The organism is Streptomyces sp. NBC_00669, assembly GCF_036226785.1.
In the GTDB taxonomy this organism is placed as follows: Bacteria; Actinomycetota; Actinomycetes; order Streptomycetales; family Streptomycetaceae; genus Actinacidiphila.
This window is the reverse complement of sequence record NZ_CP109018.1, coordinates 9,248,266-9,260,705: the sequence shown is the minus strand read 5'-3', so window position 1 is coordinate 9,260,705 and position 12,440 is coordinate 9,248,266. Positions and strand designations below refer to the sequence as shown.

Genomic DNA, 12,440 nt, shown 5'->3' with positions numbered 1-12,440 from the left:
GATGGGCGGACAGGTGCGGGTCTCGGAGGGGGCGCTCGAGCTGCCCGGCGGGGCCACCGTACGGTTCATGCGGACGCTGCGGCTGCCGGAGACCGGTACCCATCCACTGCCGCCGGGGCTCGGCGGCTTCCCGCTGCGGTGGGTCGCGGACTACCCGGATCAGGCGCCTGACCAGTGGCTCGGCCACGGCGGGGTGCTGCTGCCGGTCTTCCAGCGCGAGGCGGTGTGGCTGAGTTTCTCCGCGTCGGCGCCGGTCGCCCTCCAGGTGGGGGTGGGCCAGCTGTGCGCGGTGTCGGGGCGGCCGTGGAGCGACCAGCTGGCGCAGGACCCGCAGAACTACGTGGTGCTGCCGCGCCAGCCGTGGCTGGACGGGATCAACTCCGGGCGGGGCACGATCCGCCAGCTCGTCGCGGTGCCGCCGGAGCCGGGGACGGTCACGGCGCCCCGCGGACCCGCCTCGGAGGACTGGGTCGGCGTGCAGTTGCAGGTCTTCGAGCTACGGGCCCGGGTGCGGGCACGATGGCAGGCGGCGCAGCGGGCGCGAGCGGTGCGCGGGCGCGATGTGGCGGGGTGGGGCGAGGTCGGCGGGGCGCGGCCGGGCCGGTTCGGGCCCGCGCCGGGGGTGCCGCTCGCGGCGGAGGCCGGGCCCGGCGAGCCGGCGGGGCCTGCCGTGACCGCGCCGGGCCTGGGCGCGGGCGGCCGGATGCGGCAGGAGGTCTACCGGGACCCGCGGCCGCTGGACGACTGGGAACGCGAGCCCTCCGGCCGAGTGTTCGTGCATCTGGCGACGGCGGCGCAATGGCGGCGGATCACCGGGGAGCCGGCGCCCGCCTCGCCGGTGGACCGGGCGGCCTACGCCTCGGCGGGACTGCCGTGGTTCGAGCACTACGACGCGGACGCGGCGGACATGGCGGCGCCCGACCCCGGGCGGACCGCTCGCCTCGGGGACGGGGACGGGCAGGGGCAGGCGGCGGACCGGGAGCGGTAGCCGGCCGCCGCCATCCTCACGCCCCGCCGCACCGCCCACGAACCAAGGCACCCCTGCCCCTCCCGACTCGGCGTCCACCCGCGGAGGGAGCCGCACCTGCACAGGGGCGCGGGGAACTGCGCGACCAGCCCACACGGACAGGTGGCCCCCGACCCGCAGGAGAAGGCACCCCTGCCCCTCCCGACTCGGCGTCCACCCGCGGAGGGAGCCGCACCTGCACAGGGGCGCGGGGAACTGCGCGACCAGCCCGCACGGACAGGTGGCCCCTGAACCGGCGGAACGGGACACCCGGGCGGGTCAGGGCCCTCCTTACCGCTCCCACGGCCACGTGGCGTCGCGGCTGCGGCTGAGCAGGTCGACCATCGTGAACAGCTTGTCCGAGAACCCCCCGATCTCGTACCGGTTCGGCGTCGCCGTGTCCAGCGCCGCGGGGGCGTACCCCGCGGTGTTCACGCCGAACACGGGCACCGCGGCGGGCACCGCCGTCGACACGGTCACGCCGCACGCGCCGGTGCCGGGATGGGCGAACGCCTGCATGTCCGAGAAGAGCACCACCCGGTCGTGCCGCCGGTACGCGGTCTTGAGCGCGGTGACCGTCTCGGTGCCGTGCCCGACCTCGCCGACCCGCGCGCAGAACTCCTCGGCCTGCCGCAACACGCTGCCTCCGCGCCGCAGCCGGTGGCCGAACACGCCGGTGGCGAAACCGGCCAGGTCGACCTCGCAACCCCGCGCGGCGAGCGCGACCGCGAACAGCGCGCCCACGTCCACGTGCCGGACCAGGCTGCGTTCCGCGACCGGCTGCCGCATCGACGCCGACGTGTCGACCAGCACCAGCGTGCGGCCGGGCAGCGCCGGCACGTTCGCGGTCGAGGCGAGCAGCGCCCGCTCCAGCGCCGGGCCCCACCGCAGCGACGGCGCGGTGCGGTACGCGGACAGGAAGCGGTACGGGAACTGCCGGGAGCGACGCACCTGCACGGGGTCGGCGAGCCGCGCCGCGACCTGCTCGGCGACGTGGTCGGGCACACCGGCCTCGTCGAGGTTGCGCAGGTTGCGGGTGAGCGCCATCAGCCCCATCCGCGGCAGGATCGCGGTCCAGGCGGCGGCGTCCATCGCGCCGAGCGAGGAGAGCTGCTCCCACGTCATCCCGGCCGCCCCCAGCCGCGCCGGGTCCGCGAGGAAGTACGCGCGCCGCTCGGCCACCGGCATCGCCATGGCCGCCCGGTAGGCGGTGAGCACCGGCAACCGGTCCGTGACCCGGACGCTGTCGCGCTTCCAGCGCCGGTCGGCGAGGTAGTCGAACAGGTCGGCCTGCCAGGGGCCGGCCGGGCGCGGCTTGGCGAGCGCCACCACGTCGGCCATCCGCCAGGCCGCGGCCACCCCGTCGTACTTCAGGGCGGTCCGCTCGGTGTAGAGGCGGGCGACGGCGTCGGCGAGACCGCGCTGCACACCGCCGGGCAGGGTGACCTTGCCGGTGCGGGCCTTCCAGTACGCGAGGAACTCGGCGGGCTCGTCGGCGCGCAGCAGCGCGGAGTCGACCAAGGTCCGTACGGACACGGTCGGTTCGACGTCGGTGCCGGCCCGGCGGGCCAGCGCGGACTCGGCGGCGACCACGACCGCGGCCGAGCGCATGTTCAACTCCCGGCGCAGGTAGGGCACGAAGCGAGCCACCCAGTCGGGGTCGGTCCTGGTGGCGGCATGGACCAGCCGGCGGAAGCGGTCGTCGCGGTCGCCCGCGGACTCGTAGAAGCTGTCCTCGCCGACCATGTTGGCCGCAGCGAGGAGGAAGAGGTCGCTCTTGGCGTCCCGGGTGAAGCCGGCGCCGCCTTCGTGCGTGCGGGTGCGGCCGGTGGTGGCCACCGGGCCGGTGGGCGCGCGGCGGCGCGCGGCGAACTTGCTCATGGTGCGCGTCTCCTGACGTGGTGTCATCGCATGGTGTCGTGATGTCGTGACGGTCCCCGGGGCGACCGCGGCCGGGCAGCACGAAGCCGCCGAGGGCGGTGCGGGTGGGGGGCGTACGCCGGACCGGCGGGTGGACCCGGACGGGTGCCGCGAGTTCCTGTCGCACGGGCGTTCTGTGGTGCTCTGCCACTGAGCTACCGGCCCTGGATGGTGGGCCGGGCGGGAGTCGAACCCGCGACCTCCCCGTTATGAGCGGAAGTATGCCCGTGCTGCGCTTCGCGGCGCTTTCCACTGTAGGCAGCCCAGCGGGCCGGCGCACCGCGATTTCCACGGCGCGCGACCGGGTGACGGCCTGGACGCCGGCGCGGATGCGGGCCGGATGCCGGGGCCGATGCCGGGGCGGATGCCAGGGCGATGCCGGGGCGGGCATCCGACCGGACGCCTGCCGGTGCGTCGCGTGCGGGCGCGAGCGGGCGCGGGCCGGTGCGGGCCTGTGCGGGCGGGTTGCGCCGAGGGCGAATCCGCGCACGGCGAAACGCCCTGGTCCGCCCGAGCCCGGCGGCCGTAGCGTCGCGGCATGACAGGAACTGCGTTCGTCCTCGGAGCATCAGGGCAGATCGGCCGGCAGGCGGTACAGGCGCTCGCCTCGGACGGCTGGCAGGTGACGGCGGCCTCGCGCGGCGGCGGCACCGACACGGGGTGGCCGCCCGGTGTCCGCACGGTCCGGGTGGACCGCGCCGACACGGCCGCGCTGGCCGCCGCGCTGGGTGACGGTTGCGACGTGCTGCTGGACTGCGTCGCCTACGACGCGCACCACGCACGGCAGTTGCTCTCCCTCGCCGACCGGATCGGGTCGGCGGTGGTGATCTCCAGCGCCGCCGTGTACAAGGACGAGCAGGACCGCAGCTTCGACACCCAGGACGAGCCGGACGGCTCGCCGCGCTATCCGGTGCCGCTGCCCGAGACGTGGACGACGGTCGACGCCGGTCCGGCGACGTACGGCACCCGCAAGGTGGAGCTGGAGCAGACGCTGCTCGCGGCCGGCGGCGAACTGCCCAGCACGCTGCTGCGGGCCGGCGCGATCCACGGCACCCACAGCCCGCTGCCGCGCGAACTGTACTTCGTGAAGCGGGCGTTGGACGGGCGCACGGTGCGGGTGCTGCCGTACGAGGGCAGTAGCCGCTTCCACCCGGTGCACGCGTCGAACATCGCCGAGCTGGTCCGGCTGGCCGCGCGCACGCCCGGCTCCCGGGTGCTGAACGCGGGCGACCCGCGGGTGCCGACGGTCGCGGAGATCGGTGCCGCGATCGACGCGGTGCTGGGCCGTACCACCGAGACGGTGCTCGTCGACGGCCCGCCTCCGGCGCCGACCGTGGGCAACCACCCGTGGGGGCTGCCGCACCCGATGGTGCTGGACATGTCCGCCGCAGAACGGGAGTTGGGCTACCGCGCCGTCACCACGTACGAGGACTCGCTGCCGGAGACGGTGGCCTGGCTCGCGCGGGAGCTGGAGGAGCACGACTGGAAGGAGCGGTTCCCGCTGCCCGCACGGCTGTCGGACGAGGGCGACGAGTGGTTCGACTACGCGGCGGAGAACGCCTGGCTGGCGCAGCGGAGTTGAGCGCGTAGGTCAGCGGCGGGGGTCGGTGGGGCGCGGTCGTGTGGTGCGGCGGCGAGGCTGTGCGGCGGGTGGGCCCTCCGCCTTGGCCGGTGGCCCGGGACACCCGGGGCACCGGCGGCCGCACGTTCAGGCGCTCACGGGTTCAGGCGCTCACGCGTCGCGGTCGCGGCCGCTGCCACGACCCCTCCGACCGTCCATGTGGCGGCCCATGTTCCCCATACGCTCCATATGGCGGCTCATGTGCTCCATCCGCGCCTCCATGTGCCGGGTCATGTGCTCCATGCGCTCCTCCACGTGACCGCCCATCTGGTGGCCGATCCACCAGGCCCACTTCGAGCCGCGCATCACCCGGACATGGCCGAACACCGAGCGCCCGGTGATCCGCACCACCGGACCGTCGTCCTCCTTGCCCTCGCGGCTCCCGACCTGGGACCGCTTCCCGAACAGCGCCGACCCGGTGTCGTAGACGTTGGCGTTGTCCGGGACCAGGATCTCGACCTTGCCGAAGAACGACCCGGCCTCGATCACCACCTCACGGCGGGTGAACATCGCCTGCCGCAGGTCGATCACGATCGCGCCGAAGCGGGCGCGGGCGACGGTGTACGGCGGCACGGGCCACGGCCCCGAGCGCCGCACCTTGGCGAACAGCGCCTCGATGGGCGCGCTGTCGCCGGGTTCGGTCGGGGACACGCCGGGCGTGAGGGCGGGCAGGTCCGCGGTGATCGGGACGAGTTCGCCGCGGGTGCGCGCGGCGTACACCGCCTCCAGCCGCTCGGCGTGCTCGCCGACGTCGATCCGGCCGGCGGCCAGCGCGTCGCCGAGCAGGGCGGCCGTGTGGTCCCGCTCGTCGTCCGAGACCCGCAGGTGCGCGTCGTCAGCCGCACCGTCCGACCCGTGCGACTGCCGTGGCGACCGTTCGGACACGAGGGACCTCCTGGGGGACGGAACGGAACACCACTCACGCTATATCGCGTCTTGCGGGGGGTGCAAGGCGGCGGCCCGCCGTATCGCGTGACGGCCGAAACGCTCGCCCCCCGCGTCCTCGCCCTGGTCCCGGGACACCCGATAACGGATCGCGCGGGAGCGGGCTTTGACCGTACCGTGCCGGGGCATGAGCGCACGACTGCGGAACATCGCCCACGAGAACGAACGGATCGTGACCGAGGGCGGTTACCCCGGGCCGGACGGCCGATGGGTGGACCTGGCCGAGCCGGTGGCGCGGGCCGCCGACGGCACCAGGATGTACGGGCCCGAGCCGGTCGAGGTGCCGGACACGACGGCCCGCGGCACCGGCACCGGCACCGGCTGCACGGTCACGTCGGAGGGCAGCACCCAGGCGGCCCGGCGGCTGGTGGCCGAGGGCGGCGGCGCGGTCGCGGTGCTCAACTTCGCGTCCGCCCGCAACCCCGGCGGCGGCTACGTCAACGGCGCCCAGGCGCAGGAGGAGGCGCTGTGCCGCGCCTCCGCGCTGTACCACTGCCTGCTGCGCGCCCCGGAGTTCTACGCCCACCACCGCGAGGTCCGCGACACCTTCTACAGCGACCGGGTCATCCACTCCCCCGGTGTGCCGGTCTTCCGCGCCGACTCGGGCGCGCTGCTCGCCCGGCCGTACCTCGCGGGTTTCCTCACCTGCCCCGCGCCGAACGCGGGCGTGATCGCGCGTACGATGCCCGAGCGGGTGCGGGAGGTCGGGCCGGCGCTGGCGGCACGTGCCGAGCGGGTGCTGGAGGTGGCCGTCGCGAACGGCTACCGGCGTCTGGTGCTCGGGGCGTGGGGCTGCGGGGTGTTCCGGAACGACCCGGCCGTGGTCGCCGGTGCCTTCGCGGCGCTGCTCGGTCCGGGCGGGCGGTTCGCCGACTCCGTCGACGAGGCGGTCTTCGCCGTGCTGGACCGGCGCGAGGACTCCCCCACCCGGGCGGCGTTCACGGCCGAGTTCGCGTGACGACGCGCCCGCACCACCATCACGAGCACCACCATCACGAGCACAGCGAGCGGGGACATGAGCGAGCAGGACACGCAGCGGCAGGACACCCACGAGGCGGGCGACGGGTCCGGGACCCACGAAACCCACGAGACCTACGACCGGTTGATCGCGCTGCTGGACGAGCAGGGCGCGCAGTACCGCACCATCGACCACGAACCGGAGGGCGCCACCGAGGTGGTGAGCGCGCTGCGCGGCAACTCCCTTGCGCAGGCGGCGAAGTGCATCGTGGTGATGGTCAAGGTGGGCAAGAAGGTGACGCGTTACGTCCTCGCCGTGGTGCCGGGCGACCGGCGGGTGGACCTCGGCGCGGTGAAGGCGCTGCTGTCGGGCACGTACGTGTCGTTCGCGTCGCGGGACATCGCCGAGCGGCTGGCCGGGAGCGTGAGCGGCACCGTGCTGCCGTTCTCCTTCGACGAGAAGCTCGAACTGGTCGTCGATCCCGGGCTGTTGGTCCACGACGAGATCTACTTCAACGCGGCCCGGCTGGACCGCTCGCTGGCGCTGAGCACGAAGGACTACGTCCGGGTGGCCGCGCCGCGTACCGAGCCGATCGCGGGGGAGCCGGCGGCCGAGCAGCCCGCCGCGGGCTGACGGTCGCGACGCGCGGCGCGGCTACGGTCCGCCGGCGGTCGACCGGGGCTCGACTGGCGTTCACGTGGCGCTGAACCGCCGCAGGTAGCCGTCGAGCAGGGTGCGCAGGTGCCGGCCGTCCGGGGCGATCGCGGTGACGAGCAGGGCGGGTCCGGCCAGCGCGGTGAGGGCGGCGCGGCCGTACTCCGCCGGCACATCGGCGAGTTCGGCCGCGTGGTCGCCCAGGTCCGGTGCCACCAGGAGGAGTTGGCCGACCGCGCGGTGGCCGCCGAGCACGGCGGGGCCGTCCCATCCGGGTGCGGTGCCTGGGCCGAAGGACAGTTCCTGGTCGAGCAGCGGGCGCCCTTCGTACTCGACGGTGAGGCGGGTGGCGAGGCGGCCGCTCGGCTCGTCGTGGCGGCCGAGGACCTGTTCCTCCCGCAGCACCAGCCGGGCGCCCGGGGCGAGTCGGGCCCGGGTGGTCATCGTCAGGTCGCTGCCGCGGGCGGCGATCAACGGCTCCGGCAGCCAGCGCAGTTCGGCGCCCGCGCCGACCGTGAGCCGTACGTCGTAGCGGGCCTGTTCGCCGCCCCGGCCGGGCAGCGACACGGTGGCCGCCGACGCGCCGACGGTCAGCCGCGCGCCCGCCGCCGCCTCGGCCTCGATCCGCAGCCGGTCGCCGCCGAGCGGAGCCGTCATCGCCCCCACCACGGTGACGTGGGCGCCGGTTCCCCCGGGCGGCCCGGTCCTGCGCAGCGCCAGCGGCCCGTCCCCGGCCAGCAGCGGCAGCACGGTGCCGCCGCGCCCGTCCGGCACCGCCCGCATCCGCGCGACGGCGGTCACTCCGCGCGCGGCCGTATCCGTGGTGCCGGCCGTGTCCGCCGGGGCTGCCGAATCCGCCGTGTCCGCCACCGCCGTCGGCGCCGCCGTCACGTACGGACCGCCGCCCACGCGGCCAGGCGCTCGCCGACCCACGCGGCGATCGGGTCCACGCCGCCGGGCTTCTTCACGGAGGTGAACACCACCGGCAGTTCCCCGCGTTGAGCCGCCGCGTCGGCCGCCATCCGCTCCAGGTCCGCGCCGACGTACGGGGCCAGGTCCGTCTTGTTCACCACCAGCAGGTCGGCGGTGGTCAACCCCGGACCGCCCTTCCTGGGGATGTCGTCCCCGCCCGCCACGTCGATCACGAACACCTGCGCGTCCACCAGGCCGCGCGAGAAGGTCGCCGTCAGGTTGTCGCCGCCCGACTCCACCAGCACCAGATCCAGTGGGCCGACCGCCTCCTCCAACTCCTCGACCGCCTCAAGGTTCGCCGAGATGTCGTCCCTGATCGCGGTGTGCGGACACGCCCCCGTCTCCACCGCCACGATGCGCTCGGCGGGCAGCACCGCCTCCCGCACCAGGAACTCCGCGTCCTCCCGGGTGTAGATGTCGTTCGTCACCACCCCGATCGCCACGAAGTCGCGCAGTGCCCGGCACAACGCCGCCACGGTCGCCGTCTTCCCCGACCCCACCGGCCCCCCGAACCCCACCCGCAGCGCCCGCTCCCCCGCTCCCGCCTCCACCGACGCCGTATACCGCTCGGGAAACACCTCAGGATGATCCACGTGCATGCCGACCTCTTCTCCACTCGTCAACGGCCCGCCCCGAGAGGAACGAGCACCACCGCACACCCATCCGCCCCCGCGGTGCGGCGACGCGGGAGCGCGGGGAACCGCGCGACCAGCCACCCGCCGGCGAAAGGTCCGGGTACCCGCGGCACCGGGCAGCCCGTGCGGACCCGGCACCCCTCACCGTCGCTCTCATGACGCGAAGAGCCGCACGGGCCACGTGACATGCGCCTCCGCGCCGAGGTCCAGGAGGGGCGAGGAAGCGGCGGGAAGGGCGCCGAGCCCCTCCCGCAAGGCTCGCCGGGCGGCCTCCTCCGCTGCGCCCGCCACCGCGTCCACCTCGTTCCCGAGCCGCCCCAGAACGCGCACCGCGTGAAACGGATCGAGCCCGAGCAACCGCACCGCGGCGAACGCGGGCGTGCTGACGCAGTCGTACGCGGCGGCCTGCGCAGCATCGGCCGGCCGCAGCCCCGCCGCCGCGGCGGCGAGCCCGAGCACGACCGGCTGGTGCGCGCCGCGCGGGCGCGCCGCGGCGAGTTCGTCCAGCGCGGGCGCGGGCCACACGGCCCGTGCGGCCCGCAGGAGTTGGCGGCCCAGCCGCCGGGAGACCGCCCGCAGCGCCGCGGAGGGCGTCCGCGCGTCGGCCGCCTCGTCGAGGCCGAGCGGATCGGCCCCGGCGGTCGCCGCCGCGGCCAGTGCGGCGGCGACCAGTCCTGTGGTGTGCAACCGGCCCCTGCAGAAGTCCGCGAGCGTACCCGCGTCCCGTACCCTCCCCTCGGCCACGGCCGCCTCGACACCGCCCGAGTGGGCGTGGCCGCCGGCCGGGAAGCGGCCGTCGGCGAGCAGCAGCAGCGCGGCGCGCGCGCCGGGACCGTCAGCGCCGACCGGACCGTCAGAACGGTCGGGACCGTCACAGCCGCCGGTTGCGGATTCCGTCGCCATCATGCCTCAGAAGAGGAAGTACCGCTGGGCCATGGGAAGTTCGACGGCGGGCGCGGGCTCCACCGTCTCCCCGTCGATCCGCACCGTGAACGTGTCGGCGTCGACCTCGACCCGGGGCAGCGCGTCGTTCTCCCGGAGGTCGGCCTTGGTGACGGCGCGGGTGCCGCGGGTGGCGGTGAACGGCTTGGCCAGGCCGAGGCGTTCGGGCAGCGCGTCGTCGATGGCCGCCTGGGTGACGAAGTTGACGGAGTTCGCGGCGGGCGCGGCGCCGACGCCGCCGAACATCGGCCGGGGCAGCACGGGTTGCGGGGTGGGGATCGACGCGTTGGCGTCTCCCATCTGCGCGTAGGCGATCTGGCCGCCCTTGATGACCAGTTGCGGCTTGACCCCGAAGAAGGCGGGCTGCCACAGCACCAGGTCGGCGAGCTTGCCCGCTTCCACCGAGCCGATCTCCGCGTCGAGGCCCTGGGCGATGGCGGGGTTGATCGTGTACTTGGCGACGTAGCGGCGCGCGCGGTGGTTGTCAGCGGGGCCGTCGCCGGGCAGGGCGCCGCGGCGGCGCTTCATCACGTGTGCGGTCTGCCAGGTGCGCGTCGCGATCTCGCCGATCCGGCCCATCGCCTGGGAGTCGGAGCTGATGATGCTGATGGCGCCGAGGTCGTGCAGCACGTCCTCGGCGGCGATCGTGGAGGGTCGGATGCGGGACTCGGCGAACGCGAGGTCCTCCGGGACGGCCGGGTTGAGGTGGTGGCAGACCATCAGCATGTCGAGGTGCTCCTCGACGGTGTTGACGGTGTGCGGGCGGGTCGGGTTGGTGGAGGACGGCAGCACGTGCGGCTGCGAGACGACGGTGATGATGTCGGGTGCGTGCCCGCCGCCCGCGCCCTCCGTGTGGTAGGCGTGCACGCCGCGTCCGGCGATCGCGGCGAGGGTGTCCTCGACGAACCCCGCTTCGTTCAACGTGTCGGTGTGGATGGCGAGTTGGGCGCCGCTGCGCTCGCACACGCGCAGGCACGCGTCGATCGCGGCCGGCGTCGCGCCCCAGTCCTCGTGGATCTTGAAGCCGACCGCGCCGTCCCGCAACTGCTGGTGCATGGCCGGCTGGTTGACGGTGTTGCCCTTGCCGAGCAGCCCGATGTTGACCGGGTACGCCTCCAGAGCGGCGAACATCCGGGCCAGGTGCCAGCCGCCGGGGGTGATGGTGGTCGCCTTGGTGCCCTCGGCCGGGCCGGTGCCGCCCCCGACGAGGGTGGTGACGCCGGAGGCGAGTGCCTGGTCGATCAGGGTCGGCGAGATGAAGTGGACGTGCGCGTCGATGGTTCCGGCGGTCAGGATGGCGCCGTTGCCCGCGATGATCTCGGTGTCGGGGCCGATGACCAGGTCGGGGTGGACCCCGTCCATCGTCTCCGGGTTGCCCGCCTTGCCGAGCGCGGTGATCCGGCCGCCGCGGATGCCGACGTCCGCCTTGACCACGCCCCAGTGGTCCAGCACGACGGCGCCGGTGATCACGGTGTCGGGGGCGCCCTCGGCGCGGGTGGCACGGCCCTGGCCCATCGACTCGCGGATGACCTTGCCGCCGCCGAAGACCGCCTCGTCGCCCGCGGTGCCGGGGTGGTCGGAGGTGCCGGGCCCGCCCGCGAGGTCGCGTTCGACCTCGATCAGGAGGTCGGTGTCGGCGAGGCGGATACGGTCGCCGGCGGTGGGTCCGTAGAGGTCGGCGTATACGGCCCGGGACAGTTCAGGCACCGGCGGCTCCGCTCTGCTCGTCCAAGGGCCCGGCGGTCTCGCCGCGCAGTCCGGCCACGACGCGCTGCCCGGCGACGGGCACCAGCTCGACCTCGACCGGGATGCCCGGCTCGAACCGGACGGCGGTGCCCGCCGCGATGTTCAGCCGCAGGCCGCGAGCGGCGGCGCGGTCGAAGCGCAGCGCCGGGTTGGCCTCGGCGAAGTGGTAGTGGGAGCCGACCTGTACCGGCCGGTCGGCGGCGTTGAGCACGGTGAGCCGGGTGACCGGGCGGCCGACGTTGAGCGGCACGGCACCGGCAGCGGTCAGGATCTCTCCGGGGATCACGGGCGCCGCCCCTCAGACGATCGGCTGGTGGACGGTGACGAGCTTGGTGCCGTCGGGGAAGGTGGCCTCGACCTGCACCTCGGGGATCATCTCGGCGATGCCGTCCATGACGTCCGCCCGGCTGAGCACGGTCCGCCCGGACGCCATCAGCTCGGCCACCCGCCGCCCGTCGCGGGCGCCTTCGAGGATGTGCGCGGTGATCAGCGCGACCGCCTCGGGGTGGTTGAGCCGCAGCCCGCGGGCGCGCCTTCGCTCGGCCACGTCGGCGGCCACATGGATCAGCAGCCGCTCCTGCTCATGGGGGGTCAACCGCACAGCCGCACCTCACAGTCTCCGGGCCCGTGAGGCTAGTTCGGCGCGGTTTCGAACGCGTTAACAGCTGTTACGGGCGGCGGTCGCCCGGCTGGGGGCCGCGGTGCTCGGCGGCGATGCCGAACCGGTGGCGTTCGCCCGTGGCGGACGCGCGGCCGCCCAGCGTGGAGACCGTACTGATCACCTGCTCCTCGGCCTGCTCGTCGAGTTCCCGCAGTCGTTGCAGGTCAGCGGCGGAGACCAGGCCGACCAGGGGCTTGCCGTGCCGGGTCAGCACCACCTGCTCGCCGCCGTAGACCACGCGGTTGATCAGTTCGGCGAGCTGCGCGCGGGCTTGTGTCACCGGGACGTCATGGGTCATGCTCCCCATCATAACGAGATGTACGTCCTGTACATTTTGACCTGACGGATTGATGCCGCGACCGATGTCCGCGCCGGCCCCC

General features: G+C 74.7%; 13 protein-coding genes. 4 read left to right on the top strand and 9 right to left on the bottom strand.

Translation table 11 applies throughout. From position 1 onward, the window contains the following. The first annotated feature begins 1 nt into the window (after position 1). Positions 2 to 988, top strand: a complete 987-nt coding sequence (locus OG896_RS38830; protein ID WP_329373074.1) for a hypothetical protein — start codon at positions 2 to 4, stop codon at positions 986 to 988. A gap of 309 nt (positions 989 to 1,297) precedes the next feature. Here OG896_RS38830 and OG896_RS38825 read toward each other — a convergent pair whose 3' ends face one another. After that, the gene (locus OG896_RS38825; RefSeq protein WP_329373072.1) at positions 1,298 to 2,887 is read right to left on the bottom strand and encodes a TROVE domain-containing protein; all 1,590 of its coding nucleotides are present in this window, start codon (positions 2,885 to 2,887) and stop codon (positions 1,298 to 1,300) included. Between the two features lie 577 nt (positions 2,888 to 3,464). Here OG896_RS38825 and OG896_RS38820 point away from each other — a divergent pair. Next, a complete protein-coding gene (locus tag OG896_RS38820) occupies positions 3,465 to 4,508 on the top strand; it encodes an NAD-dependent epimerase/dehydratase family protein (protein WP_329373070.1) in 1,044 nt (347 codons plus the stop codon). A gap of 150 nt (positions 4,509 to 4,658) precedes the next feature. On the opposite strand, the gene OG896_RS38815 is transcribed toward OG896_RS38820, so the two are convergent. Further along, positions 4,659 to 5,432 carry a DUF1707 SHOCT-like domain-containing protein gene (locus tag OG896_RS38815; protein WP_329373068.1) on the bottom strand — a complete coding sequence of 258 codons (774 nt, stop codon included), beginning with the start codon at positions 5,430 to 5,432 and terminating at the stop codon, positions 4,659 to 4,661. Between the two features lie 187 nt (positions 5,433 to 5,619). Here OG896_RS38815 and OG896_RS38810 point away from each other — a divergent pair, with 187 nt between their 5' ends. Both OG896_RS38810 and OG896_RS38805 read left to right on the top strand, forming a co-directional pair. After that, a complete protein-coding gene (locus tag OG896_RS38810; RefSeq protein WP_329373066.1) occupies positions 5,620 to 6,450 on the top strand; it encodes a TIGR02452 family protein in 831 nt (276 codons plus the stop codon). 57 nt (positions 6,451 to 6,507) lie between these two features. Then, positions 6,508 to 7,083 (top strand): YbaK/EbsC family protein, encoded by a 576-nt coding sequence (locus OG896_RS38805; RefSeq protein WP_329373064.1) that lies wholly within the window; start codon positions 6,508 to 6,510, stop codon positions 7,081 to 7,083. A 60-nt stretch (positions 7,084 to 7,143) separates the two neighbouring features. Here OG896_RS38805 and OG896_RS38800 read toward each other — a convergent pair whose 3' ends face one another. The 7 genes from OG896_RS38800 to OG896_RS38770 all read right to left on the bottom strand — a co-directional run bounded on the left by OG896_RS38800 (position 7,144) and on the right by OG896_RS38770 (position 12,358). Beyond that, a complete protein-coding gene (locus tag OG896_RS38800) occupies positions 7,144 to 7,887 on the bottom strand; it encodes an urease accessory protein UreD (protein ID WP_329374562.1) in 744 nt (247 codons plus the stop codon). Positions 7,888 to 7,991: 104 nt separating this feature from the next. Beyond that, positions 7,992 to 8,675, bottom strand: a complete 684-nt coding sequence (gene ureG / locus OG896_RS38795; RefSeq protein WP_329373062.1) for an urease accessory protein UreG — start codon at positions 8,673 to 8,675, stop codon at positions 7,992 to 7,994. Positions 8,676 to 8,864: 189 nt separating this feature from the next. Continuing rightward, entirely contained in the window at positions 8,865 to 9,614 is a 750-nt protein-coding gene (locus OG896_RS38790; RefSeq protein ID WP_443057291.1) for an urease accessory protein UreF, read from the bottom strand. Positions 9,615 to 9,620: 6 nt separating this feature from the next. Then, the gene (locus tag OG896_RS38785; RefSeq protein ID WP_329373058.1) at positions 9,621 to 11,360 is read right to left on the bottom strand and encodes an urease subunit alpha; all 1,740 of its coding nucleotides are present in this window, start codon (positions 11,358 to 11,360) and stop codon (positions 9,621 to 9,623) included. Continuing rightward, complete coding sequence (locus tag OG896_RS38780; RefSeq protein WP_329373056.1) at positions 11,353 to 11,685, bottom strand: urease subunit beta; 333 nt, start codon at positions 11,683 to 11,685, stop codon at positions 11,353 to 11,355. The genes OG896_RS38785 and OG896_RS38780 overlap by 8 nt, the downstream gene beginning before the upstream one ends. A gap of 12 nt (positions 11,686 to 11,697) precedes the next feature. Then, on the bottom strand, positions 11,698 to 12,000 hold the full coding sequence (locus OG896_RS38775) for an urease subunit gamma (protein WP_329373055.1): 303 nt from the start codon (positions 11,998 to 12,000) through the stop codon (positions 11,698 to 11,700). A 67-nt stretch (positions 12,001 to 12,067) separates the two neighbouring features. Next, positions 12,068 to 12,358, bottom strand: coding sequence for a type II toxin-antitoxin system Phd/YefM family antitoxin (locus tag OG896_RS38770; RefSeq protein ID WP_329373053.1), 291 nt, complete (start codon positions 12,356 to 12,358; stop codon positions 12,068 to 12,070). Between the last annotated feature and the right edge of the window lie 82 nt (positions 12,359 to 12,440).